The following is a 25,714-nucleotide window of genomic DNA, read 5'->3' on the forward strand; positions in this document are numbered from 1 at the left end:
CATCGTGGGTGGACTGGGTTTCGCTGAACAGGGACTGGCCTTCCTGGGTGTCGCCGTACACGTTGTTGGCATCTTCACCGAAGAAGGTCTCCGGCGGCGGTTCCTGGATGGTGCCGGCGCTGGCGAAGGCCGTGACCTGGAAGGTCGGGGCGCCTTCCTCGTCCATGATCAGGTCGGCGAAGTCGATGCCGTCGCTGGTGAACCAGAAGCCCGGCAGTACGTCCACCACCTGGAATTCGAAGGTGAAGGTCCCTTCGATGAAGGCCCCGCCCTGGCTCTGGAATTCCAGGATGCTGTTCCCGGACTTCAGGGCCAACTCCATGATCTGTTCGCCGGCGGTGTAGTGTGCCGCCGCCGCTTCATAGTCCTGACCGAAACCGGGCGTCACGCCGGACATGAACAGCTGGAAGTTGTCGGTGCCCACCGCGGTGTAATTGGCGTTGACCACGTAATTGCCGCCGACCGTATCGGTGCCGGTTACCACGCCGCGGAGTTGGTCCCAGAGGAGCCCCATGGAGTAGTCGTTACCGAGGATGTCGCCGGACTGGGGCGCGGCCGCGTTGGTGGAGGTCCGGTAGGACGTGGCGTCGCCGTATCCGCGGTCATAGAACACATCGCCGACCTGAACCGGGTTGTTCGGGTCCTGAATGTACTGGAAGGTCTGGGTGTTCAGGTCGAACTGGATCCGGCGGACGTTTTCGACCGAGCCGCTGTAGTCCGCGGTGGCGTCGAGGTTCATGTCGAAGTCGATCACCTCCGCTGTCGCGGTACTCGCACCTGCGGCGAAAATGCCGACGCAGAGCGAAGAAAGAAGTACTTTTTTCGCGTTCAAGGGATTCTCCTGATACTCAATTTAAAGCGATTCAACCATCGCCGGGGTTTGGCCTGGTGGCCGAGTCTGTTGCTGTCGCAGTTGTTACAAAGCAGATGTCGTGCCAATTTCGGCCTCGAGAATTAATCGTTCACAACCCATTGTTTTTGAAAGAGAGATTTTAGGGGCTTGGCGGCGGGTTTTGGATTCGCCGCCGCATGCTGGTGGTTTGCCCGCGATCCCGGGGCGGAACTGTAAAGGGGGTCGACGAAGGCTGGCGTGGGTTCGGGGCTTCAGGCCGACGGGCAGGGGCCCATGGAAAACAAGTTTCATAAAATCAGCGACCTGTGGGCAATGGCTTCTTGTAAAGCCTATCGACAACGGGCCACGGGAGGCCCCGGGGTCGGCAAAGGACCGGGGCGACGGGCCGATTGGGAGGGGGAGTGGTGATGGGCGGGGGCGCGCGAACACCGAAGGACCGGTCGCGCCTCGCGGGGAGCGATGGGGTCAGGCCGTGCGCGCCCGCGACAGTCGATGCGCGACGACCAGCATGGCGGGGAGTACCAGCAGGTCGAACAGCAGGGCTGCGATCAGCCCGAAGGCGGTGAGCAGGCCAAAGGCGCGGGTCGGTTCGAAGTCGGACATGGCCAGCAGCAGGAACTGGCCTACCAGCACGATGGTGCTGGCGGTGATCGCGCGGCCACTGCGGCGAAAGCTACGCGCGAGTGCCCAGGCAACCGGGCTGCCACGACCGCGGCGCTGGCGGTAGTTGTGCAGTACGTGAATGGTGTCGTCCACGGCGATCCCGATGGCGACACTGGCAATCATGGCCGTCGCCATGTCCAGCCAGATGCCCAGCAGGCCCATCAGGGCAAAGATCATCGCCACTGGTGCCAGGTTGGGGATCATGCTGAGGATGGTCAGGGGAACGGAGCGCCACATCAGCAGCATCAGCAGCGTGATCATCGCGGCCACGGCAAACAGGCTGTGGAGCTGGCCCTGAATCAGCAGGCGCTCCTGGTCCGCAAACAGCCTTGCCATTCCGGCCATGTCCCATTCGAGGTCGGCTGGCGGGTTGGCCTCCAGATACCCGCGCAGGTCGTCCATCAGGTCGTTGATGGCGCGGGCCCCGTGCGCGTTCAGGTTGAGCAGGATGCGGCTGCGTTCGAAGTCGCGGTCGACGGCATCGAACAGGTCGCGCCCGTCGTAGATGAACAGGTACTGGGCGACCAGGTTCGGGTCGTCGGGGATCCGGCGGTAGTCCGGGTCTTCCTCATTGAAGGCCCAGTGCATTTCCGCGACCAGGTCCGGCAGGGACAGGCTGTAGTCGACCTCTGGTCGCTGGTCCAGCCAGTGTTGTACGCGCTGGATCGCCTGCAGTCGGCCCGGATCCTGGAGGCTGTCCCAGTCCGGGCCGTCGAACACCACCTCCAGTGCCATCACCCCGGAGAGTTCGCTCTCCACCGCGCGGGTGGCCTGGGTAATCGAGTGGTTGTCGTCGAAGAAGGCGTACAGATCGGTCTCGACCTCGACGTGCCGGATTTGCGGGATCGCCAGTGCCAGCAGGATGGCCGCGGCCAGCAGCACCCAGCCGGCCCGGCGGATCGCCAAATGCGCCGCCAGCGTGGTCACGCGGTCGAGCAGGAGCAATCCGCGCTTGGGCGTGAGCCAGTCGCCGCGGTCCCAGCGCCCCATGATCGCGGGCAGCAGCAGCAGCACGATCGCGGCGGCGATGAGTACGCCGAAGGCGCCGATCAGGCCGAAGGTCTCGATTGGCCGGATGCTGCTGACCTGTAGCGAGGCGAGCCCCGCCGCGGTGGTCAGTGCCATGAACCAGGTGGGCCGGGCCACGGCGGCCAGCGCCACCTCCACACGCGCGCGGCCGCGGTGGCCGCGTTGTGCGGCATGCAGCATGGCGTTGAAGAAGTGCATCAGCATCGCCACGGTGAGCGCGGTCAGCAACGGCGGCAGGATGGCGGAGATCAGGGTGAACGGGCGGTCGAGCAGGATGAGCAGGGCGATCGCGGGACCGGTCACTGCACTGATGGTGGCTGCGGACAGCACGACCACCAAAGGGCGGCGGAAGAGCCACCAGAGCAGCAGCAGGCCCACGGTCATGGTGCCCGGGATCAGCAAGGCGAGGTCCTTGACCATCGCCCGGAGCTGGGCGACATCCAGCGCAATATGTCCGGCAATGGCCGCCAGCTCGTCTTCCAGGTCGTGTTCGCCGATCCGGTCGCGCAGCAGGCGTTCCAGCTGCAGGCGTTGCAGGCTGTTGTCGAGGGCATGCGGACGCACGATCACGGCGAGCGCCTCGCCTCCAGCGCCAGCCACCAGGCCGGGGGCAAAGCGATCGCGCAGCACCCGCTCGCGCCATTGTTCCGGGGAGCGCTCGTCCAGTGCCTGGGCGTCCACCAGGCGGTCCACCGTGAACCCGTCCGCCGTCGCCCGGATGTGATCCAGGGTGGTGACCGACAGCACCCGTTCGACGGCGGGGTCGGCCTCCATGTCCCGTGCCAGCGCATCGATGCGTTCCAGGAAGTCCTTCTCGAACAGATCGCTTCCGGTGAACAGGCCGACCAGCACCTGGTCCTGGGGGAAGCGTTCGCGCAGTTCACGATCGAAGGTGACGGCCGCTGCGTCCTCGGGGAAATAGGATTCGGGTGCGTTGTCCAGATTGACCTGTAGCAGGATGGGACCGGGCAGGAGGATCAGCAGGGCCAGGATGCCCAGTGCCAGCAGTGGTCGCCCCCGAAGCCACTGCATCAGAATTGACCCCGCCATCCGGTGACCAGCATGCGGTTATCGCGGTAGAAGCCCCCGGCCGTGCCTTCCCGGCCGTCCAGCCAGTGCAGGCCGATATAGAACTCCATGGGCTCGCGCGCGATCCATGCGAGTTCCGGATTCAGGTAGATGTCGCGCTGGTCGAGCCCGACGGAATAGCGCAGGCGGGCGCGCCATGCGTGGTCACGAAACGGGCTCTCGAGCTCGCCGGTAAGGAAGTAGGCATCCCGGTTGTCGAGGATGTCGCCCGCATTCAGCAAGTGCTGGCCGGCGAGCTGGGTGGTCATGCGGAAGTCCCCGTCACCGGGGAAGCCCTCGAGCCCGACGACCCAGTCGAGGCCGCGTGCCGTGTCCATGGCCAGGTCGTTCGACCGGGTGACCGGGACGTCGCTGAGCCAGGCGGCCTCGGCGCGCCAGGTCCAGGCCCCGGTGGCGAGGGCGGCATCCCCGCCCAGCACCCAGGTGCGCGGATGCACTGCCTCCAGTACCGGAGTGGATTCGGGCGTGGTGCCGGCAAGGACCGCTTGCCGGGTGGCATCGTCCAGGCGGTAGTAGGGCTCCGAATGACGGGCCCTCTGGGCGGTCAGTGCGAAGTCGATGCCGCGTCCGGTGCGCGCGAGGCGGACGCCCCCGCCCCCGGTGCCGGAGACGTCGTCGTCCACTTCCGCCGCGCGGATCAGGGGCGCCAGTCCGGGCTGGTCGGGCACGCCCAGCAGGCGCCCGCGCGTACGGTCGACCGGGTGCCACAGGCTGTCGCGGTGAGGCAGCTCGGCGGCCCGGAACAGCGGCAGAAAAACCATGTCGGCATGCCAGGGGCCCTGGAACCATTCCAGCCGCAGGGCCGGGCTGGCGCGCCGGCGGTCGGCGAGGTCGTCGAGGGCGAACCGCGTGAGGTCACGGGTTGCGAGGCGGTCGGTGGGCGGGATTTCGTCCACCCGTCCCCACAGGATCTTTTGCGCTCCGGCGGTGAAACGCAGGCGATCGCCGTTGTAGCGCAGGTAGGTCTCGTCGTAGTCCCCGCGAACGCGCGCGAGGTCCGGGCGATCGCCGCCCTGCTGCAGCCGGACATCGAGGCGGGCGCCCAGGCGCAGGTCCCAGGCCTCGTTCAGGTCGCGGCGGGCGCTGACCACGCCGCGACCGTATTGCACGTAGTCCACCGGGCGGTCGGAGGTGCCCAGGGCGCCCAGTTCGATCGCCGCGTCATCCACGCGGATGTCCCAGGCCGGGGCGAACGCCTCGTCTTGTGGGTCCGCGTCTTCCTCTTGCTCCTCGCCAAAGACAAACGCGCGCCGCGCGCCGTCGTCGGTACTGGCGGTCGCGACCGCGCGGGATTGCGTGGGGGTGCTGACCGCTGTGGCCTGCTGGCCGACCGTATCGGGGATCTGCAGAACGGCGCCCACCTTCAGGTTTTCCGGCCCGCCGGAGAAGGCATGCGGGTTGTGGGCATACAGCGCCTCCATCGTTCGCGGGAGACTGCTGGATGGATCGGGGCGCAGCCGATTGGCTACGACCGAGAGATTGTCACCCGACTGGACAGTGTAGGAGTCCGCAGACGCGGCCGCCGCCGGCAGGGGTGCCAGCACCAGCAGCGCGGCGAGTATCGCCGCGCACCGCCGCCCCTGCGGGTGGGCCTCATGGACGATGGGGGCGCGCAAGGCTCGGGTCCGAAAGGCCGCGGATGGTGAACAACTCGCTCGGCAGGCCGCTGTTGTAGGTCACGTCCTCGACCTCGAGGATGGTGGTGCGGTCGCTGGCAAGATCGGTCATGGTGCTGCGGATTACCGTCCAGTAGCCCTGGATGTCCTCGATCCGCTGTACTTCCAGGCGTTTTCCGGGTTCGTCGCCTCCTTCGTACAGGTCGATTCGCAGCGGGAGCATGGTCTCTTTGTGGACCCAGCTGACGCGCTTGCTGTAGACGGAGTTGCCGCTGTCCACGGGAATGCTCTCGAGGATGGTGACGGGCGTTCCTTCGTAGGTGTCCTCGCCCAGGATGCGATGGTGGTCCTTGTGTGGTTCGCGGTCTTCCAGGTCCTCGAAATAGAGTTCGGACTGTACGAAGCTGCCACCCCGGTTCTCGCTGCTGATGCGGCGCTCGCGCTGGATGGCGGGGAGATAGAGCCACTGGTCCACGTCGTTGCCCGGGTGGTTGTGGATCAGGATGGCCGTGTCGGCGATGTTGCGCGGCGAGGTAAAGCGGATCAGGTTTTGGCTTGCACCGGGTTCTTCGCCTTCAAGACGGTATTCGTAGCTTTCGCGCACCCGCTCGCGGCGGCCGCCCCCGGTCAGCGTCATGATCCCGCGGGTGATGGCGTCGTCGCCGTCCGGGCGCTCGTGTACCGCGCGAGCCAGCTCGCGGGCCGCACTTTCTTCGGCCAGGGCCGCGGAGGGCAGGGTGCCGGCAGACAGCAGCAGGGCGGTACCGACGAGCATGGCGATCCGGTTCTTCATGGCGTCATTGTACTCCCGAGGTTGCCGCCCGCTGCCGGGCGCGCTGGGCGTGCAGCTGCCTGCGGGCCATGCGGATCAGCAGGCGATGGAGCGGATTGCGGTTGCCGCCGGGGCGCCAGGTCCGCGCGAGACGCTGGCTATAGGCGTCGAAATGCACGCCCCGGGGGGCCCAGGTTAGCCGGCCGCGGCCCAGCAGCAGCTTGAGAACCTCGGTGCCCATCACCCCGGCGCACAGGTCACAGGCCATGGGGGTGGAGGGTCCGCGTCGCGCGGCCAGGTCGACGGCCGCGGGGTCGGCCAGGTAGCCCATCTGCAGCATGGAAGGTGCCAGGCCGATCATGAAGCGCAGCGCCAGCTCTTCGTCGTCCAGGTCGTCGTGCAGGTCGAAGTAGGCATCGAAGCTCATCCCGCCGGGACGGAAATTCAGGAGCGCCGCCCCCATACCGAGGGGCGCCACCGTGACGGCAGGGATGCCGCGTTCGGCGCAGGCCGCGAATACCCGGCGCCGGATGTCGAAGGCGAAGAAGTCGAGGCCATCGACATAGACGTCCACGTCGGCGAGGAACGCATCCAGATTGTCCGGGTGTACGCCCTGCGGAAAGGCGTCGATCTCGAGTTCCGGGTTGATGTCCCGGGCCATCTCCTCCAGCACCTCGACCTTGGGACGGTCCAGGCGCGACAGGGCCGCCCCGACCTGACGGTTCATGTTGTGCAGTTCGAAGATATCCGGATCGGCAATCCGGAAACGGCCTACCCCGAGGCGCACGAGTGTCAGCAGATGAGCACCGCCAACACCGCCCAGGCCGGCGATCGCAATCCGCGCCCCGCGCATCCGCTGCAGTTCGCTGGCGGTCACCCAGCCGACGGTGCGAGCGAATGCCGTCTGGTAGTCGAAGGCGGAACTCAATTCCTCAACCCGTGGTATCCATTTTCAGGTCTCGTTGGTTGCGGGCGCCACGTCCGCCCGGCCGGCAAGCCTGCGGGGCGCATGGGGGCAGCGCGTGGCCGGATGGCCTTCATCGGCATCGCGGTGGGGAGTGGATGTGGTCTGCGCAGCAGGGTCGACTCCACGTGCCGGCACAGCTCGCTCAGCGCACTGGATCGCCGGATGCTTTCGTACGCCTCCCCGGAATCGATATAGAACGCCGCACGCTTGCCGTGATAGTGCACCATCTCGCCGATTTGGGTGAACTCGAGTCCGGTGTGCCGCAGGATGCGGGCGAGTGCTGGCTCCATCATGGCAAAGGCATGCTGCTTGCGGTGGTGCACGCAGAGGAGGGTGGCGGCCACGAACAGGCTGACCGCCAGGATCGGGAATACGCGAACCTGGTCGGGCGAGATTTCCAGTGCCTCGATGTCGCCGAACGGTGTGGCGGCCTCGCCATGGCGCCGCCGGAACATGCCGTGGACGGCGAGGCGGGATACCTCGCAAATGTTGTCGCGGTCCAGCCGGTCGGGACGCCAGGCGCTGTCGAAAAAGCTCTCGCTGCAATGGCGTTCCATCGGCAATTGCGTGATCGAATCATGGGCGTCGACATGGACCACTCGAACGCATCCGGCCGCCATGGCGCTGGGCTTGTGCTCCAGCAGGCAGTGCCAGGCCTGGGTATCGTACTCGTCGATCTCCTTGTGCCCCGGGCAGTCTTCCTCGCGCTCAAAGCCGAACTCCTTGCAGTACACCTGATAGCGAAGATGCTGGATCTCCTCCAGGCTTTGCCCGGTACGCGTGGAGAGGTCGAAGTACCGATTGAATGCACTCACCACCGAGTCGTTTTCCACGACTAGTTCCCTCCTACTGCAAGCCCCGCCGTATCCGAGGGCGGACCCCATGGCTCGGGAGCATCCGCATGGCGCGGCGTGCATTCCGGTCCGGGACTCTCCCATGCAGTGTAGTGTGGAACTTCCGAAAGTGCCGGAAGCTGCAATCGCTGCCGCCAGGCCTTCAGGGCCTCGCCCGCTTCGTCCGTGTACGCCAGGCAGGGTACGCGTGTGCCGCGATGCCGGTGCGGCGCGCCACATACCTCGACGGGCAGGCCATGACACCGCAGCAGTCGGGCGAGCGCCGGGCGTACCAGAAAGAACATGCGCGCGTATCCATGCCGTCGCGCGTATTCCTGCGACGCCTGACACAAGTGATAAAGCACCTCGGGCGAAGCCCCGCGCACGATCAGGCGCGAAACCTCCACTGCCGGAACATCGGCATCGGCCTCCACCTCCGGGAACAGTCGGCAGTTCGCCGTGGTCGGCAGGGGCTGCTTGCCCGGGAGGATCAGGCGCATCGCGCCGACCCAGCGCTTTTCCGGCGGGCGACCCTCGTGGCCGATCAGGAAGTGTTCGGCATGCTCGTCGTAGGCGTCGCGCTCGATTCCTTCCGGGTGCTGCTCGGCGGGTTCGAACCCGGTTTCACGGCAGTACACCTCGTAACGCAGCCGGTAATGGATGCGTCGAGCGGTCTCCGAACGGGCGAGGTAGGCGCGGATCCGGCCGGGGCTACCCATCTGAAAGGGCGCGTCCGAAATCGGACGCGACGAGCGGTTGCGGGGTCGCTTTTGCGATTTCGGTCTGAATGGCCATCCAGTGATTCATCTGTTTGCTCCCAATGGTCGGAGATTGGTAGCCGCTCGTTTCAGGCAGCGGCATTCGCGAACTGCAGCCCGACCCCCCGTGGACTGGAAAACACAACGACGCCGTCACGCGCGCCGCCATCCGGCACTATTACCCGGATAGCGGTCCCGGGCGGCAGCCGCGGCTCGTAGAGCAGCGGCATGACGCGCGCGCCGGAGCGCGAGACATCCACCAGTCGACAGCGAGCTGGCCGTCCCTGGACCCACATTTCCGTGCGCAGGTTGACCGCCTCGCGCGGCCAGCGCCGTCGTTCCCTCTGCTCGCGTGCGGCCTCGTCGGCCTCTTGTCCCTCTCCGAACTGCCACGCGATGGCTGCACTCCAATGCTGCTCCTCCGCCGATCCGGCGTAGATCCGTGCCTGTGCCGGATGGGTGATCGGGGGCGACCCCAGCCGGTCGATCAACGCCGCGACGAAGCTGGCGGAGACCTGTTCGTACTCCCCGGCGGTTTCCAGGTCCTGGTATAGCTGGCCATGGATCTCGTCGAGGATGCGGAGGCGTTTATCCCACGTCTCGTTTGCGATTGCCGGGAACCAGAAGTCCGCGAGTTCCAGTGCCAACTTTTCGTGACTCATCAGCGATCCTTGATGGTCGGTGCAGGGGCCGCTGCAGTTGTGAAACTCTACCCTGTGTGCCCAGCAGCAAACTCTGTACCAGTACACAGAAACGACAGGGATTCGCTCACCCTCGCGCGAGTAGCCTGCGCCGTGATGTGCCCGTCAGTTCGCCAGCTGTAAACAATCCCGACATCTGTGGACAGTCCCTGGCAAACCCACTTCAATGAACCTGGGATTTCTCCCAACCCGGCCTCACCGGCACGCCGGTGTCGAGCCGGGGGGTCCCGGCGCAACGCAGGCGCGTCCGGGGGGGCAGGTATTTGTTAGCAGATCGGCCCGCGGGCGCTACCAGGCGCCGGTGCGGTCGGCGGGAAGCTGGGTTGTATGGAAAAGATCGTTCAAGAACTCTGGCAACATGTCCGGGCCACCTGGCGCAAACGCTGGTGGATCCTGCCCATTGCCTGGCTGATCTCTCTCGGCGGCTGGGCCTATGCCCACAACCTGCCGGATACCTATCAGGCGGATGCCCGGGTCTATGTGAATACCCAGTCGGTTCTGGATCCGCTGCTGCGCGGGATGACGGTGCGCCCGAATACCGAGCAGCGCCTGCGCATGATCACCCGCACCCTGTTCAGTCGTGACAACCTCGAGGAGATCGCCCGCGAGAGTGATCTCGACGTACTGACCGGAAACTCCAACCTGGATGCCCAGGTAGCGTTGCTGCGCGCACGGCTGACGTTGGACGTCGGCGAGCGCGACAACATCTACAGCGTGAATTTCCGTCACGGAAACCCCGAGGTGGCCTATCGCGTGGTTCGCGAGACGGTTGACCTGTTCATGGCCCGCGGCATGGGCGACTCGCGCCTCGATCTCACCACCTCGCAGCAGTTCATCGAGCGCCAGCTCGATAACTACGAGCAGCAGCTGCAGGAGAAGGAGGCCAAGATCGAGGAGTTCAAGCGCGACAATGCGCGCTTCCTCAGCGGCGACGGAAACTTTTACTCGCGTCTGGAGCGCACCCGTGACCAGCTGCAGCAGGCGCGCCTGCAAGAGCGGGAGGCGCAGAGTCGGTTGCAAACCCTCCAGCGGCGAGCCGGAAGCGGACCGGGGAGTTACGAAAACGCGGAGCTGGATCGGCGTATCAGCGACCTGCAGGAAAGCATCGATTCGATGCGTCTGCACTACACCGACGAGCACCCGGATTTGGTCTCGTCACGGCGCATTCTGGAGGAGCTCGAGGCGCGTCGTGAACAAGAGGCGCGGAACCCGCAGGCCATCCAGCGCCCGGGTAGCGGAAACGAGGCGCTGCAAAACGCCATCGGCGAAACCGAAAGCGAGATCGCGTCGCTGACCACTCGGATCGCCGAGTTCGAGGACCGGGTTGCGCGGCTGGAGGGCGACGTGGATCGCGCACCGGCGGTGGAGTCCGAGCTGACATCCTTGACCCGCAATTACGACGTCATGCGCAACTCCTATCGCCAGTTGCAGGATCGTCGCGAGCAGGCGGTGATGTCGGGGGCCGTCGAGAGCCAGACCGACGCGGTCGACTTCCGTGTGCTCGAGCCGCCGCGTCAGCCCACGGCGCCGGCCTCGCCGGATCGACCCATGCTGGCCACGGCAGTACTCCTGGTCGGTCTGGGTGCGGGCACCGGCTTTGCGTTCCTGCTGTCGCAGCTGCGCCGAACGATCAGTAGCAGCCAGCAGCTGGCGGCGGTTACGGGCCGGCCGGTTCTGGGCAGTGTCTCGCGGGTGCGTACGCCGATGAGCCGCCATCGCCGGTTGTCCGAGCTGATGGTGTTCACCGCCGCATTGGGGACGCTGGTGCTGGTATATGCCGTGGTTATGGGACTTTACGCGACCGGATCGGAAGCCGTTCTGGACGATCTCCTGGGGCTGTTGCGATGACGGCACCGCGCAGGTGCGGGATGGGATGCCCCGGCAATCCGGGGCGTGCCGACTATCTTTCAGGGAACCGGCCGACTCGACGGAGTCGGTTGCCGGCAAGGGGCTGACAGCATAATGAGCATTATCGAGAAGGCACTGGACAAGAACCGGGCGCGTCCGCCGGTCCATGAAGAAACGGCCGAACAGGCGGCCGCCCCCGAAGCCGCCGAGCGCGAGCCCGAACGCTGGCGAGAGCCGGTGTCGCAGGAAGTCAGCATCGATTTTGCCTGGCTGCGCAAGCAGGGGCTCATCGTTCCGGGGGATCAGCGTTCCAGCGTGGCGGAAGAGTTCCGCATGATGAAACGCCCCCTGCTGAACAATGCATTCGGGCGTCATGCCGCGATGCGCGTGCCCAAGGGCCGGCTGATCATGATCACCAGCTCCCTGCCGGGGGAGGGCAAGACCTTCACCAGCGTGAATCTGGCCCTGAGCATGGCGATGGAGCTGGAACGCACCGTGTTGCTGGTGGATGCCGATGTATCGCGACCGGCCATCCCCCGCACCCTCGGTTTCAGTGCCGATCTCGGGCTGATGGATGTCCTCAGCGAACCCGATATCCAGATCCCCGATGTCCTCCTGCGCACCAATGTGGAAAACCTGACCATTTTGCCCGCAGGTCGCCCTCACGGACGTTCGACCGAGATCCTGGCGAGCGACGTGATGCGGGATCTGGTCGATGACCTGCATGACCGGTACGAGGACCGCATCATTCTGTTCGATTCCCCACCCTTGCTGGCCACCAGCGAGCCGGGTGTCCTGGCGACTCACATGGGGCAGGTCGTGATGGTAGTGGAGGCGGATCGCACCCCGGCGAGCACGGTGGAGCGCGCCATGCATCAGCTGGATTCCTGCGGCGTCGTGCTCACCTCGCTCAACCGCGCGACGCCCGGTATCGGCATCGGTGGTCAATATTACGGGGGTAGCTACTATGGCATCGAGCGTGATCATGTCGCCGGCACCTCGGCCCGCTAGCTTCCAGCGCCAGGGGCGGCAGTTGCCGGCCCGCTGGTGGCTGGTCGGCACGGCCGTGGTCGCGCTGGCATCGCCCGGCAGTGCGCTGGCCGTCGAGTGGACGTTGACCCCGCGGGTCACGGTGTCGGCCGAGGTGACCGACAATGTCCGCCTGGCCCCGCGAGGCCAGGAGAAAGCGGACCTGATCGTGACCATCAGCCCCGGGTTTACCCTGCGCGGGGATGGTGCGCGCAGCGACACCCGTATCGATTACCGCATGAACTCGCGCTTTAATGCCGACGACCCGTTCGAGGGCCGCACGACTCACACCCTGCGCGGGCGCAGCAACTGGGAACTGGTGGACGACACCTTCTTTGTCAATGTCGGGGCCTCGCGTTCCGAGCAGGTGGCATCGATCCTCGACCCGGTGGGCATCAGTGGCAGTACCCCGCGCGGAAACCTGCAGGAGACCACCTCCTTAAGCGTCTCGCCGATGCTGCGGACTCGCTACGGCAGTTTCGCCACGCAGGAGGTCCGCTACACCTATGGCGCGACCCTGTACCACCAGAGCAATCGCCAGGACAGCGACTACCACCGGGGCGAATACGTCCTCAACAGTGGGGCTGCCTTCAACCGCCCGTTCTGGCAGGTCGCCGGGTTCTACGAGGAGGAGCGCTTCGACAATGGCCTGGAGGGCGAGTTCGGGCAGGTCAGCGGGACGCTCGGCTATCGTTTCGGGCGGTCCCTGCGTCTGTTCGGCGTGGTGGGCGAGGACTTCAATAACTACGCGACGACCCGCGAAGACGATGACGGCGGCTTTTGGCAGGTCGGCGCAGGCTGGGCCCCGACGCGGGCCACCAATATCGAGGCGCGTTACGGCGAGCGCTATTTTGGCAAGGATCGTTCGCTGTCCGTAAGTCATAGCAGTCGCCGCGCGACCTACCGCCTCAGCTACGACGAGGGGGTGAGCTCGACCCGGCAGCGCCGTCAGGGACCCTTTGCCCAGCTGGCGGAGGATGCACAGTTCATGACCATCGGCGAGTTGCTGGAGAGCTACACCCTGGAGGAGATCTTCCTGTTCGCCCTGAATCCGGACCTGGGCGACGAGGCCCTCGTCGAGGGCTACTACTTCACCCGTAGCTGGCGTGCGGGCTGGAGCTATGACACCGGCCGCAGCGTGTTCGGGATCAATCTGGTGCAGACCGAGCGTGAATCCGAGACCCAGACCCAGTTCGGCCTGTTCGAGGACAACCGGACCCAGCGCGGGGCCAATGCCTTCTGGCAATGGCGGTACGGCCCGCGTACGACGTCCCTGGTGAGCACCGGCGTCACCCGGACCGATTTCGCCGACAGCGATCGCGAGGACGACCTCTGGTACCTGCGTGCCAGTGTCAGCCGTCAGCTGACCCCGGACACCACCGCGAGCCTGGCCGTCCGGCACCAGCGCCGGAATTCGAACACCGCGGCCAACGAGTATCGCGAGAACGCGATCATCGGCACGCTGACCAAGGAGTTCTGAGTCATGTACGAGGAATTCTACGGCTTCACCGGTCGGCCCTTTGCCCTGAGCCCCGATCCGCGCTTTTTCTATGCCAGCAAGGGCCACAGTCGGGCGATGGCGTATCTCGAATACGGCGTGCAGCTGGAGGAGGGCTTCATCGTCATTACCGGCGAGGTTGGGGCCGGCAAGACGACCCTGGTGCGCAGCCTGTTCGAGACCCTGAGTGACAAACCCCTGGTGGCGGCGCAGTTGGTCAGCACCCAGCTGGATGCAGAAGACTTGCTGCGTTCGGTCTGTCTCGCGTTTGGGCTGGACGATGCCCCCAGTCACAAGGCCGGCCAGCTGCGCCGTCTGGAGACCTTCCTGCGTGATACCCGGGCCCGTGGCCAGCGCGCCCTTCTGGTGGTCGACGAGGCCCAGAACCTGGGCCCCGACGCCGTGGAGGAACTGCGCATGCTTTCCAATTTCCAGGGCGAGGACGGCCCGTTACTGCAGAGCTTTCTGCTCGGGCAGCCGGAATTCCGGCGCCTGCTGCGTAGCGAGGACATGCAGCAGCTGCGCCAGCGGGTGATCGCGACCTACCACCTGGGGCCGATGGACGAAGACGATAGCCGGGCCTACGTCGAGCACCGGCTCGCCCGGGTCGGCTGGAACGGGCGTCCGCATTTCGACGACGACATCTGGGCACGCATCCACGACTACACCAGCGGCATCCCGCGCAAGGTGAATACCTTCTGTGACCGCCTGTTGCTGATGGGGTATCTGGAGGAATGTACCGATCTGGATGCCGCGCGGGCGCAGCAGGTGATCGACGAGATCGAGGAAGATCTGGAAGGCGTCCTGCTGGATGAGGGTCCGTCTGCCGCGGTACGCCCCGAAGCCGGGGCGGAGGCGGGCGGCCTGGATGATCGCCTGGTGGCGAGCCAGGTCTCCATGCTGCGAATCGAACAGGATATCGAGGCACTGGAGGAACGCCTGCAGCGGATCGAGCGCAATCTCCTGGTCAACTTCCGGGCGACCCAGGAGGTGCTGAAGATCGTGCGCGACGAGGGCTATGAAACGGAGTCGCTGGCGCCGGTTTCCAGTGCCGCGCAGTCGTAGCTGCCGAGGCCTATCATGCAGATGCAAAGTGCCGATCGGCCCAACGCCCTGACCGTCGATGTGGAGGATTACTTCCAGGTCTCGGCACTGGCCCCGCGCATCCCGCGCGACACCTGGGACACCCGCGAATGCCGGATCGAGCGCAACCTTGATCGCATCCTCGAGCTGTTCGACCAGAACGGTGCGCGGGCGACCTTCTTCACCCTCGGCTGGGTTGCCGAGCGCTACCCGCATGCGATCCGCCGGATCGTCGACGCCGGACACGAGCTGGCGAGTCACGGCTACGGCCACGAGCGGGTCACGGATCTGACGCCCGCCGCCTTCCGCGCCGATATCGAGCGCGCCCAGAGCATCCTCGAAGACCTCTCCGGAGCCCCGGTCCGCGGCTATCGCGCGCCCAGCTTCTCGATCGGCGAGAGCAATCTCTGGGCGCTGGAGGTGCTGCGCGAGGCGGGACTGGAGTACAGCTCGAGCATCTACCCGGTGCATCACGATCACTACGGGATGCCGAAGGCCCCGCGACACCCGCATCGCCCGGTGCCCGCCGGGGTCCTGGAGCTGCCCCCGGCGACCCTCCGCATGGGCGGGCGCAACCTTCCGGCGGCCGGTGGTGGCTATTTCCGGTTGCTGCCCTACGCAGTGTCGCGCCGGGCCCTTCGCCGTATCGGGGCGGTGGACGAGATGCCGGCGGTTTTCTACTTCCACCCGTGGGAGATCGACCCCGACCAGCCGCGGGTGTCCGGGCTCGGGGCGCGGAGCCGTTTCCGGCACTACGTGAACCTGCACCGTATGGAGCCGCGCCTGAAGCGTCTCCTGCAGGACTTTCGCTGGGACCGCATGGACCGCGTGTTTGCCGTGGAACTGGCGGGACCCGGAGACCATGCAAGGGTGACGAGGGAAGACAATGTACGAACCGCCTGATCAACGTGCCAGCGGTACCGGTGCCCTGCAGGTCCGGACTTTGTGTGCGGCCGACCATGAGCGCTGGGATGCGTTCGTGGAGAACTGTCCGCAGGCCACCTTCTTCCACCGCGCGGGCTGGTCGACGGTGTTGCGCGAGGCGTTCGGGCACGAAACCCACTTTCTCTATGCCGAGGTGGATGGCGCCATACAGGGCGTGCTGCCGCTGGGCCGTATCCGTTCCCGCCTGTTCGGGGACTCGCTTTCATCGCTGCCGTTCTGTGTCTACGGCGGTGTTGCCGCGGTCACCGATGCTGCGGCGGCGGCGCTGGATGCCCGCGCGCGGGATCTCGCCCGCAGCCTGAATGTCGACTATCTCGAGTATCGCCTGCGCGAACCGAGGCACCCGGACTGGCCGACCAAGAGCGAGCTCTATTTCACCTTCCGCCGCCAGCTGGATCCGGATGTTGAAGCGAACATGAACGCGATCCCGCGCAAACAGCGGCGCATGGTGCGCAAGGGCATCAAGGCGGGCCTGGTCAGCGAGGTCGATCGCGACATCGACCGCTTCTATCCCATCTACGCGGCCAATGTGCGGCGCATGGGGACCCCGGTCTTCGGCCCGAATTACTTCCGCAAATTGCTCGAAGTGTTCGGCGATGATTGCGACGTGCTGACGGTCACGCACGAGGGCGAAGCGGTCGCCAGCGTGGTCAGCTTCTGGTTCCGCAACGAGGTGCTGCCCTACTACGGCGCGGGAACCCCGCGGGCTCGCGAAGTCGCGGGCTACGACTTCCTCTACTGGGAGCTGATGCGCCGTGCCTGCGAGGCGGGCTACCGCGTGTTCGACTTCGGTCGCAGCAAGCGTGATACCGGGTCCTTCAGCTTCAAGAAAAACTGGGGCTTCGAGCCGCAGCCGCTGTACTACGAATACGACCTGGTGCGTGCCCGCGAGATGCCGGACGTCAATCCGCTCAACCCCAAATACCGCTACTTCATCGCCGCCTGGCAGCGCCTGCCCCTGCCCATGGCCAACTGGCTGGGCCCCAAAATCTCCCGCTCCCTCGGCTAACGATCGGGTTCGCCACAGAGGTCACGGAGAACTGTGGAATCGAAAGAAAATGTCGCGCATGGATTGCGCAAGGAGCGTGGGAATGGATGCCACGGATCTGACTGGCCGGGTGATTGGTGCAGCCATTGAGGTTCATCAAGAGTTGGGGCCTGGGTTGCTGGAGTCAATTTGCGCGAAATGCCTGTTTCACGAGCTTACCGAGAGGGGAGTCGATTGTTTCGTGGAGGTGCCCCTGCGGGTCAACTACGAGGGGTGCCCCATCGACTGTGGGTACCGAATCGATTTGATGGTCGAGCAGGAACTAATACTCGAACTGAAAAGTGTGGATGCCTTGCAGGCCGTCCACCATGCCCAGCGTCTCACCTGCATGAAACGGGCGAACACCCCAACCAGCTTGCTAAGCAATTGCAACGCCCTGCTTCTGAAAGACGGCATCAAAAGATTCAGGCTTTGAATTCTCCGTGTTCTCTGTGCCCTCCGTGGTAAATCAGGCCCTTTAATGGAAGATCTTCTTTATCTTGTGCACCGGATTCCGTGGCCGCCCAACAAGGGCGACAAGATCCGTTCGCACCACATCCTGCGCTATCTGGCGCAGCACTATCGCGTGCATCTCGGCACGTTCATTGATGACCCGGCTGACGCCGCCTACCTGCCCGAGCTCGAGGCGCTGTGCGCCAGTGTCTGTGCCCGTCCGTTGCCGCGCCGGCGTGCTCAGTTGCGCGCCCTGAGCGGCTTGCTGAGTGGCGAGGCGCTGACCGTGCCGTGGTATCGCGATCGGGAACTGGCGCGCTGGGTCCGTGCAACGCTGGCGCGGCAGCCGGTCGCCGGTGCCCTGGCCTTTTCCTCGGCGATGGCCCAGTACCTGCCGGAGGGGGACGGGCTGACCCGGGTGGTGGACTTCGTGGACGTGGATTCCGACAAGTGGACGCAGTATGCGCCGACGCGGCGCTGGCCCATGAGCGCCGTATATCGGCGCGAAGGGCGGCGGCTGCTGGCGTACGAGAGACAGGTCGCGCAGGCCAGCGACGCCAGCCTGTTCGTGTCGCCGGCCGAGGCGGACACCTTTCGCAAGCAAGCACCGGAGGTGGCGGACCGGGTGCATGCCCTGAACAACGGCGTTGATGCCGCCTTTTTCTCACCCGACGTGGTTGCGGCACCCGGTCCCTATGCGGACGGGGTGCGCACCGTGGTGTTCTCGGGGGCGATGGATTACTGGCCCAATGTCGATGCCGTGATCTGGTTTGCCGACCACGTTCTGCCTGCGCTGCGGGTCGAACATCCCGGTGTGGAGTTCTGCATCGTTGGCAGCCGGCCGGCTCCGGAGGTGGTGGCGCTGGCGGATCGCCCCGGGGTGACGGTGACCGGATTCGTGGACGACGTGCGCCCGTGGATTGCGTACGCGACGGTCGTCATCGCGCCGCTGCGAATCGCCCGTGGGGTGCAGAACAAGGTCCTGGAGGCGATGGCTCTGGCGCGCCCAGTCGTGGCCAGCCCGCAGGCCCTGGAAGGCCTGACCGCGACGACCGGGCGCGAGGTGATCCGTGCCGAGGCCGAACCGGGAGCGTTTCTGAAGGCCGTTTCCGAATATCTGCGTGCACCGGATCCGGCGCTCGGGCACGCGGCGCGCACCCGGGTGCTGGCGGACTATGACTGGGCGCGCAATCTCGCGCACCTGGGCGAGTTTCTCCGCCCGCACCCCGGCGGGGTCCCCGGCGCCGAGCCAGTCCCGGAGGCTGCCCATGGACGCTGAAACGCTCGATATCCGGACGTCCGTGCGCGGCTCGTCCTGGTGGCTGGCCGGGCCGGTGCTGATGCTGGGCCTGGTCGTGCTGGGATGGATGTTCTACCCGACGTTCGAATCCATCGTGGCCGTCTGGAACCGTTCGGAGACCTTTGCCCATGGTTTCCTGATTGTCCCCATCGTGCTGTTTCTGTTGTTTCTCAAGCGCGAGGAGGTGTTTGCCCTGGAGCCGCGTCCCTCCTGGTGGGCGCTGTTGCCCCTGCTGGCCTTTTCGCTGGTCTGGGTGGCGGGAGAGCTGGTGGATGTGGTGTCCGTGCGTCAGTTCGCGGCCGTCCTGATGGTCCCCGCGCTGTTCTGGCTGGTGCTGGGCAATGCGATCGCCTGGCGCTTGCAGTTTCCCCTGGCGTACCTGCTGTTCGCGGTCCCGTTCGGCGAGTTCCTGGTGCCGCCGCTGATGGACTTCACCGCGGACTTTACCGTGACGGCGGTGCAGCTGAGCGGGATCCCGGTCTATCGCGACGGGTTGTATTTCGACCTGCCCACCGGCCGCTGGTCGGTGGTCGAGGCCTGCAGTGGCGTGCGCTATCTGATCGCGTCGGTCGCGCTCGGCACCCTGTACGCCTATCTCATGTACCGCAGCACCTGGCGGCGGCTCGTGTTTGTCGGCGTCTCCATCGTGGTCCCGATCGTTGCCAACGGCCTGCGTGCCTACATGATCGTGATGATCGGTCATCTGAGCGAGATGGAGTATGCGGCCGGGGTCGATCACCTGATCTATGGGTGGATATTCTTCGGGGTGGTCATTGCGCTGATGTTCGGGATCGGGGCCTTCTGGCGCGAAGACATGGACCCGCCCGCCGCACCCGTGCGCACGCCGAAAGAGTGGCGCTCGCTGCATGCTGGACCGTTCGCTGTGGCGGCCCTGCTGGCGGTGGTGCTGGCCAGCGCGGCCCCGCTGTATGCGGGCTGGATGAACCAGCGTGATCTCGGTCCGGTGGCGGGCCTGGGCACGGGCCCGCTGGCCCCGCCCGGCTGGCGGGTGCTGGAGGATCAGGCCGGTGCCTGGGAGCCGGGTTATCGCGGTGCCCGCGACGGCCGGGGCGGTCTCGTCGCGGCGGAGGATGGCGGGCTGCCGGTGGGCATGCACGTGCTGTTCTATCGCGAACAGCACCACTACGGGAACATGGTGGGCTGGAGCAATACCCTGGCCGGGCGTCACCGCGTGGGTTCCTGGTCGCAATCCCATCGCGGGCAGGCTACGGTCGACGGCTACCCCAATCCCGAACGTTTCCTGCTGCACGGGCCCGGGCAGCAACTGCTGGTCTGGCGCTGGTACTGGGTGGACGGCCAGCTGACCACGCTGCCGCATACGGTCAAGGCCCGCGAGGCGCTGAACCGCCTGGTGGGTGGCCGCGATGACGCGGCCCTGGTCGTGCTCTATGTGCCCTATGGCTCCGAGCCCGGGGAAGAGGATGCGACGCTACAGGCCTATGCGGCCGACGTCCTGCCCGAGCTCATCGAGCAGCTCGCCGCTGTCGCGCGACAGTGACGGGCGCATCCGCCAAGACCGTCCGGGATGGCGATCCGCGACCCTGCGTGGCGCATATCATCCATCGCCTGGACATTGGCGGGATGGAGAACGGGCTGGTCAATCTGATCAACCACATGCCCGTGGACCGCTACCGGCACGCCATCATCTGCATGACGGACTACACCGATTTTCGCCTGCGCATCCGGCGCGACGATGTGAGCCTGCATGCCCTGCACAAGCGCGAAGGCAAGGACCCGCGGGTCCACGTCCACCTGTGGCGACTGCTGCGCGCCCTGCAACCGGATATCGTCCATACCCGGAACTTCGGCACCCTGGAGGCCCAGGTGACCGCCGCGCTGTCCGGCGTGCGAGCGCGCGTGCATGGCGAGCATGGCTGGGATGTTGGGGATCTGGACGGCACGCGCGGCCGCAACCGCCGCTTGCGCCGGCTGGTGCGGCCGCTGGTCGGTCACTACATTGCCCTGTCGCAGCATCAGAAGGGCTACCTGCGGGATGCGATCGGGGTGCCCGCAGAGCGTCTTTCGCACATCTTCAACGGCGTGGATACCGGCCGTTTCGCACCACCGTCGGAGGCGTTCGCGCCCCCGTTTCCGGACGGCTTCCGGGGCCCCGGCACCTTCGTGATCGGCTCGGTCATGCGTATGCAGGCGGTCAAGGCGCCGCTGGACCTGGCGCGGGCCTTTGTCGCGCTGCGCGAACGGATGCCCGCGGAGTTTCCGCGCCTGCGCCTGGCGATGATCGGGGACGGCCCGCTGCGCGGGGAGGTCCGGCAGCTGCTGGAGCAGTCCGGGGTGGCCGGCCAGGCCTGGCTCCCCGGTGCCCGCGAGGATATCCCCGACTGCCTGCGGGCGCTGGACCTCTTCGTCCTGCCCTCGCTGGCCGAAGGCATCTGCAACACCGTCCTCGAGGCGATGGCCACCGGGCTCCCGGTGATCGCGACGGATGTCGGGGGGAACCCCGACCTTGTCCAGCCGGGGGTGACCGGGGCGCTGGTGCCGGCCGGCGATCCAGGCGCGATCGCGGCTGCGCTGATGGCCTATCCAGGCGACCCCGAACGGACCGCACGGCAAGGCACGGCCGCCCGTGCGCGGGCCGAGGCGGAATTCAGCATGGAGGCGATGGTCGCGGGGTATATGCGGGTGTACGACCGGGTACTGGAGCGGCGTTGAACGTAGGCGTGTGCCGGCGTTAGTTCCGCCGCTAACGCCAGGGGCCCTGTGGCGCGTATCGCGGTCGGTCCGCGGCGGGGTTGTCGTTTATGCTGGATTTTCCGTGATGGTGCGGCGGGGCTTGCGCCAATTAGTGCCTCCCCGGGTGCACCGTCCAGCGTCATTTGGCCTCGGCAAGGAAGCGATCAGGAACCCGACATGTGCGGCATTACCGGAATCTTCGATTTGCGTGACCGGCGGCCGATCAATCGGTCCCTGCTGGAGGCGATGAACGAGACCCAGTTTCACCGCGGTCCGGACGAGGGTGGCGTGCACCTGGAACCGGGCGTGGGGCTGGCGCATCGTCGCCTGTCGATCATCGATCTCTCCGGCGGGCAGCAGCCGCTGTTCAACGAGGACGAGACCGTCGTCGTGACTTACAACGGCGAGATCTACAACTTCCCGGAGCTGACCGCCGAGCTGCAGCAGGCGGGGCACCGGTTCCGCTCCCACTGCGATACCGAGGTGATCGTGCATGCCTGGGAGGAGTGGGGCGAGGCCTGCGTACAGCGCTTTCGTGGCATGTTCGCGTTCGCCGTCTGGGATCGCAATCGCGACACCCTGTTCCTCGCCCGCGACCGCCTGGGGGTCAAGCCCCTGTACTACGGCGCGCTGGCGGACGGGCACCTGATCTTCGGCTCGGAGCTCAAGGCGCTGATGGCGCATCCGGGGATGCCGCGAGAGATGGATCCGCATGCGGTGGAGGATTATTTCGCCTTCGGTTACGTGCCGGAGCCGCGCAGCATCTTCCGCGGCGTGCACAAGCTGCCGCCTGGCCACACGCTGACCGTGCGCCGCGGACAGGGCAACCTGAGCGAGCCGCGTGAATACTGGGACATCCCGTTCGGCGACAGTGGCGTGGCGGATGCAGCGACTGCCGCCGAGGAACTCACCGCTCGCCTGCGCGAGGCGGTGGACGTCCGCATGGTCGCGGAGGTCCCGCTGGGGGCCTTCCTCTCGGGCGGGGTGGATTCCGGTGCGGTAGTCGCGATGATGGCGGGCCTGTCCGACGACCCGGTGCGCACCAGCTCCATCGGCTTTGCCGATCCGGCCTACGACGAATCCCGCTACGCGCGGATGGTGGCCGAGCGCTACCACACGGATCACCGCACGCAGGAGGTCGATCCCGACGACTTTGCCCTGCTGGATCGCTTGAGTGGCCTCTACGACGAACCGTTTGCCGACAGTTCCGCGCTGCCGACCTATCGGGTCTGCGAACAGGCACGCCAGCAGGTAGTGGTTGCGCTGTCCGGGGACGGCGGAGACGAGAACCTGGCCGGCTATCGGCGCTATCGCCATCACCTGGCGGAGGAACGCCTGCGCGCGCCGCTGCCACTGGGGTTGCGACGGGCCGTATTCGGGACCCTGGCGCGGTGGTATCCCAAGGCCGACTGGGCCCCGCGCCCGTTGCGCGCCCGCGCCACCTTCCAGGCCCTGGCGCGGGACTCGGTCGAGGGCTATTTCCAGGGGGTGTCGATCCTGCGCGACGACCTGCGCGCGCACCTGTTTTCGCCGGCGTTTCGGCGCTCGCTTCAGGGCTACAGCGCGGTGGAGGTCCTGCGCCGGCATGCGGCGCGCGCCCCCACCGAGCACCCGCTATCGCTGGTGCAGTACCTGGACATGAAGACCTACCTGCCGGGCGACATTCTGACCAAGGTCGACCGCGCGAGCATGGCGCATTCGCTGGAGGTCCGAGTGCCCCTGCTCGACCACCAGCTGGTCGAGTGGACCTCGGGGCTGCCCCCGGATCTCAAGCTGCGGGGGACGGAGGGCAAGTACGTGTTGAAAAAGGCCATGGAGCCCTACCTGCCGGAGGAGATCCTCTATCGTCGCAAGAAGGGCTTCGCCGTCCCGGTCGCCGAGTGGTTTCGCGGACCGCTGCGTGAACGCATGCGGGCGCAGGTGCTGGGGCCGCGCATTGCCGACTCCGGCATCTTCGACATGGACTATCTCAAGACCCTGGTGGACCAGCACACCAGCGGTGCCCGCGACCACAGCCCGGTCCTGTGGTCGCTGTTGATGTTCGAGGGCTTCCTGGCCCGGTCGACGGCCTGATGCGGGGGTGGCAATGAAGATCCTGCATGTCCTCGATCACTCTATCCCGCTGCACAGTGGCTATACCTTCCGCACGGCCGCCATCCTGCGCGAGCAGCACCGGCTCGGCTGGGAGACGTTTCACCTGACCAGCCCCAAGCAGGGGGCGGTGGAGGTGGACGAGGAGGATGTCGACGGTCTGCACTTCTACCGCACGCGCTATCGCCCCGGTACGCTGCCGGGGCTGGGCGAATGGGGGCTGATGCGTGCCCTGACCCGGCGCCTGGAGGCCGTGGCCCGGGAGGTGCAGCCGGATGTGCTGCATGCCCATTCCCCGGTTCTCAATGCCCTGCCGGCGCTGCGGGTCGGCCGGCGTCTCGGTATCCCCGTGGTCTACGAGGTGCGGGCCTTCTGGGAGGATGCCGCGGTGGATCACGGGACCAGCCGCGAACACGGGCTGCGCTACCGCATGACGCGCGGTTTCGAGTCGTACGTGTTCCGCCGGGTGGACCACGTGACGACGATCTGCGAAGGCCTGCGGCGGGACATCGTCGCCCGGGGTATCCCGCAGGACCGGGTCACCGTGATCCCGAATGCCGTGGATGCCGAGGCCTTCCGTCTGGGCGGGGCACCGGACGCCGAGCTGAAGTCGCAACTGGGGCTGGCCAATGCCCGGGTGCTGGGCTTTATCGGCTCGTTCTATGCCTACGAGGGGCTGGACCTGCTGCTGGAGGCCTTTCCGCGCATCCGGGCGCAGGCCCCGGATGTACGCATCCTGCTGGTCGGCGGCGGACCGCAGGCGGAACGCCTGCAGGAGCAGGCTCGACGCCTGGGCATCGCCGATCAGGTCGTGTTTGCGGGCCGGGTGCCGCACGACCAGGTGCAGCGCTACTACGACCTGGTGGACCTGTTGGTTTACCCACGCCACTCGATGCGGCTGACCGAGCTGGTGACCCCGCTCAAGCCGCTGGAGGCGATGGCCCAGGGGCGACTGCTGGTGGCCTCGGATGTGGGCGGACACCGGGAGCTGATCCGCCATGGCGAGACCGGCTGGCTGTTCCCGGCCGACGATCCGGACGCGCTGGCGGACACGGTGCTCGACACCCTGGGTCGCGAGTCCCAATGGGCCGAGGTGCGGTCCGCGGGGCGTCACTTTGTCGAACAGGAGCGCACCTGGGCGGCCAGTGTCGCCCGCTATCAGGCGGTCTACGACCGTCTGCGGGGAATCGTGGAGCCCGCGCCCGTTGGCTAGCCAACGCCCGCGCCTGGTGGTCTTCACCCGCGTCTACCCCAACGCGGCGCAGCCCAACCTTGGGCTGTTCGTGCGCGAGCGCATGCGGCGGGTGGCCGGACATCTGGACCTGGTTGTCGTGGCGCCGGCCCCGTGGTTCCCCTTCCAGGGGCTGCTGGGGCGTCTCCGGCCGCATTCGCGACCGCCCTTGCCGCGTTACGAGGAGCAGGACGGGATTGCGGTGTACCACCCCCGGTTCTTCTGCTTTCCGGGGGTGCTCAAGTGGACCGACGGGTTCTTCCTCGCGCTCGGCAGTTTCGGGCTGATGCGGCGACTGCGGCGTGATTTCGGGTTTGACCTGATCGACGCCCACTTTGTCTATCCCGATGGCGTGGCCGCGCGCTGGCTGGCGCGCTGGTTGCGCTGCCCCTACACCATCACCCTGCGCGGCAGCCTGGTCCGTTTCGCCAGCAGCGCCTTGCATCGGCGCCAGATCAACCGGGCGATGAGCGCGGCGGCCCGGGTGTTCTCGGTGGCGGACTCGCTGCGTCAGGATGCGATCGCCTGGGGACAGGCCCCCGGACATGTGCAGGTGGTCGGCAACGGGGCGGACCTGCGGCGTTTTCATCCCGAAGACCGGGCCGGGGCCCGCCAGCGCCTGGGTCTGCCGCAGGAAGGCCGTTTTCTGGTTTCGGTGGGCGGATTGACCGAACGCAAGGGCTTTCACCGGGTGATCGCGACCCTCCCCGAATTGCTGCGCACGCAACCCGACCTGCACCTGGTTATTGCGGGCGGAGCGACCCCCGAGGGCAACAACGAGGCCGAGCTGCGCCAGCAGGTAAAGGGGCTGGGTCTGGAAGACCGGGTCTGGTTCCTGGGCCAGGTATCGCCGGAAGACCTGCGTTTCGTTTATTCGGCCGGCGACGTATTCGTCCTGGCCACGCGGTTCGAGGGCTGGGCGAATGTCTTCCTCGAGGCGTCGGCCTGCGGGCTGCCGATCGTGACAACCCGGGTCGGGGGCAACGCCGAGGTGGTGAATTCCGATCAGGTCGGGATCGTGGTCCCGTACGGCGACCATGACGCGCTGCGCGATGCCCTGCTGGAGGCGCTCGAGCGCCACTGGGACCGCGAGGCCATCCTGGAGCATGCGCGGGCGAATGCCTGGGAGACGCGGATTCCGGAGCTGGTTGCAGCCTTCGAGCAGATCGCGGCCGCGGATACCGCGACGGCCAAGCGTTCGTTTCCGTCCGGTTGA

At 66.5% G+C, this 25,714-nt stretch carries 21 protein-coding genes; 13 read left to right on the plus strand and 8 right to left on the minus strand.

Features of this window, described 5'->3' with window-relative positions; translation table 11 throughout:
- From D578_RS0113950 to D578_RS0113985, 8 genes are all read right to left on the minus strand, one after another.
- Nucleotides 1-832 (minus strand): hypothetical protein (locus tag D578_RS0113950; RefSeq protein WP_042798481.1); only part of this gene is annotated, 832 nt, incomplete at its 3' end.
- A gap of 486 nt (nt 833-1,318) precedes the next feature.
- Nucleotides 1,319-3,577: an RND family transporter gene (locus D578_RS0113955; protein ID WP_018950547.1), complete on the minus strand. Its 2,259-nt coding sequence runs from the start codon at nt 3,575-3,577 to the stop codon at nt 1,319-1,321.
- The gene (locus D578_RS0113960) at nt 3,577-5,250 is read right to left on the minus strand and encodes a hypothetical protein (protein ID WP_026289363.1); all 1,674 of its coding nucleotides are present in this window, start codon (nt 5,248-5,250) and stop codon (nt 3,577-3,579) included. The genes D578_RS0113955 and D578_RS0113960 overlap by 1 nt, the downstream gene beginning before the upstream one ends.
- On the minus strand, nt 5,228-6,043 hold the full coding sequence (locus D578_RS0113965; RefSeq protein WP_018950549.1) for an outer membrane lipoprotein-sorting protein: 816 nt from the start codon (nt 6,041-6,043) through the stop codon (nt 5,228-5,230). The genes D578_RS0113960 and D578_RS0113965 overlap by 23 nt, the downstream gene beginning before the upstream one ends.
- 4 nt (nt 6,044-6,047) lie before the next feature.
- Nucleotides 6,048-6,950 carry a ThiF family adenylyltransferase gene (locus D578_RS0113970; protein ID WP_018950550.1) on the minus strand — a complete coding sequence of 301 codons (903 nt, stop codon included), beginning with the start codon at nt 6,948-6,950 and terminating at the stop codon, nt 6,048-6,050.
- Nucleotides 6,947-7,822 carry a PEP-CTERM/exosortase system-associated acyltransferase gene (locus D578_RS0113975; RefSeq protein ID WP_018950551.1) on the minus strand — a complete coding sequence of 292 codons (876 nt, stop codon included), beginning with the start codon at nt 7,820-7,822 and terminating at the stop codon, nt 6,947-6,949. The genes D578_RS0113970 and D578_RS0113975 overlap by 4 nt, the downstream gene beginning before the upstream one ends.
- Before the next feature lie 2 nt (nt 7,823-7,824).
- On the minus strand, nt 7,825-8,541 hold the full coding sequence (locus D578_RS0113980; RefSeq protein ID WP_018950552.1) for an acyl-homoserine-lactone synthase: 717 nt from the start codon (nt 8,539-8,541) through the stop codon (nt 7,825-7,827).
- Nucleotides 8,542-8,669: 128 nt separating this feature from the next.
- Complete coding sequence (locus D578_RS0113985) at nt 8,670-9,242, minus strand: PilZ domain-containing protein (protein ID WP_018950553.1); 573 nt, start codon at nt 9,240-9,242, stop codon at nt 8,670-8,672.
- 366 nt (nt 9,243-9,608) lie between these two features.
- Between D578_RS0113985 and D578_RS0113990 the strand changes: the two genes are divergently transcribed.
- The 13 genes from D578_RS0113990 (at nt 9,609) to D578_RS0114050 (ending at nt 25,714) form a co-directional block, all read left to right on the plus strand.
- Nucleotides 9,609-11,129, plus strand: coding sequence for an XrtA system polysaccharide chain length determinant (locus D578_RS0113990; protein WP_018950554.1), 1,521 nt, complete (start codon nt 9,609-9,611; stop codon nt 11,127-11,129).
- 114 nt (nt 11,130-11,243) lie between these two features.
- Nucleotides 11,244-12,140 (plus strand): XrtA-associated tyrosine autokinase, encoded by an 897-nt coding sequence (locus D578_RS0113995; RefSeq protein ID WP_018950555.1) that lies wholly within the window; start codon nt 11,244-11,246, stop codon nt 12,138-12,140.
- A gap of 22 nt (nt 12,141-12,162) precedes the next feature.
- The gene (locus D578_RS0114000) at nt 12,163-13,638 is read left to right on the plus strand and encodes a TIGR03016 family PEP-CTERM system-associated outer membrane protein (RefSeq protein WP_026289364.1); all 1,476 of its coding nucleotides are present in this window, start codon (nt 12,163-12,165) and stop codon (nt 13,636-13,638) included.
- A 3-nt stretch (nt 13,639-13,641) separates the two neighbouring features.
- Nucleotides 13,642-14,721: an XrtA/PEP-CTERM system-associated ATPase gene (locus D578_RS0114005; protein WP_018950557.1), complete on the plus strand. Its 1,080-nt coding sequence runs from the start codon at nt 13,642-13,644 to the stop codon at nt 14,719-14,721.
- 15 nt (nt 14,722-14,736) lie between these two features.
- Nucleotides 14,737-15,642, plus strand: a complete 906-nt coding sequence (locus D578_RS0114010; protein ID WP_018950558.1) for an XrtA system polysaccharide deacetylase — start codon at nt 14,737-14,739, stop codon at nt 15,640-15,642.
- The gene (locus D578_RS0114015) at nt 15,626-16,693 is read left to right on the plus strand and encodes a FemAB family XrtA/PEP-CTERM system-associated protein (RefSeq protein WP_018950559.1); all 1,068 of its coding nucleotides are present in this window, start codon (nt 15,626-15,628) and stop codon (nt 16,691-16,693) included. Before D578_RS0114010 ends, D578_RS0114015 begins: the two co-directional genes overlap by 17 nt.
- 82 nt (nt 16,694-16,775) lie before the next feature.
- A complete protein-coding gene (locus D578_RS0114020) occupies nt 16,776-17,147 on the plus strand; it encodes a GxxExxY protein (protein ID WP_018950560.1) in 372 nt (123 codons plus the stop codon).
- Nucleotides 17,148-17,192: 45 nt separating this feature from the next.
- Complete coding sequence (locus D578_RS0114025; protein ID WP_026289365.1) at nt 17,193-18,443, plus strand: TIGR03087 family PEP-CTERM/XrtA system glycosyltransferase; 1,251 nt, start codon at nt 17,193-17,195, stop codon at nt 18,441-18,443.
- Nucleotides 18,433-19,983: an exosortase A gene (gene xrtA / locus D578_RS0114030; protein WP_018950562.1), complete on the plus strand. Its 1,551-nt coding sequence runs from the start codon at nt 18,433-18,435 to the stop codon at nt 19,981-19,983. The genes D578_RS0114025 and xrtA overlap by 11 nt, the downstream gene beginning before the upstream one ends.
- 47 nt (nt 19,984-20,030) lie before the next feature.
- A complete protein-coding gene (locus D578_RS0114035; RefSeq protein ID WP_026289366.1) occupies nt 20,031-21,155 on the plus strand; it encodes a TIGR03088 family PEP-CTERM/XrtA system glycosyltransferase in 1,125 nt (374 codons plus the stop codon).
- Between the two features lie 198 nt (nt 21,156-21,353).
- Nucleotides 21,354-23,249 (plus strand): XrtA/PEP-CTERM system amidotransferase, encoded by a 1,896-nt coding sequence (locus D578_RS0114040; protein ID WP_018950564.1) that lies wholly within the window; start codon nt 21,354-21,356, stop codon nt 23,247-23,249.
- A gap of 13 nt (nt 23,250-23,262) precedes the next feature.
- Complete coding sequence (locus D578_RS0114045; protein WP_018950565.1) at nt 23,263-24,480, plus strand: TIGR04063 family PEP-CTERM/XrtA system glycosyltransferase; 1,218 nt, start codon at nt 23,263-23,265, stop codon at nt 24,478-24,480.
- Nucleotides 24,473-25,714, plus strand: a complete 1,242-nt coding sequence (locus D578_RS0114050) for a glycosyltransferase (protein WP_018950566.1) — start codon at nt 24,473-24,475, stop codon at nt 25,712-25,714. The genes D578_RS0114045 and D578_RS0114050 overlap by 8 nt, the downstream gene beginning before the upstream one ends.

The sequence above is a fragment of the Thioalkalivibrio sp. ALMg11 genome (assembly GCF_000377905.1).
Classification (GTDB): domain Bacteria; phylum Pseudomonadota; class Gammaproteobacteria; order Ectothiorhodospirales; family Ectothiorhodospiraceae; genus Thioalkalivibrio.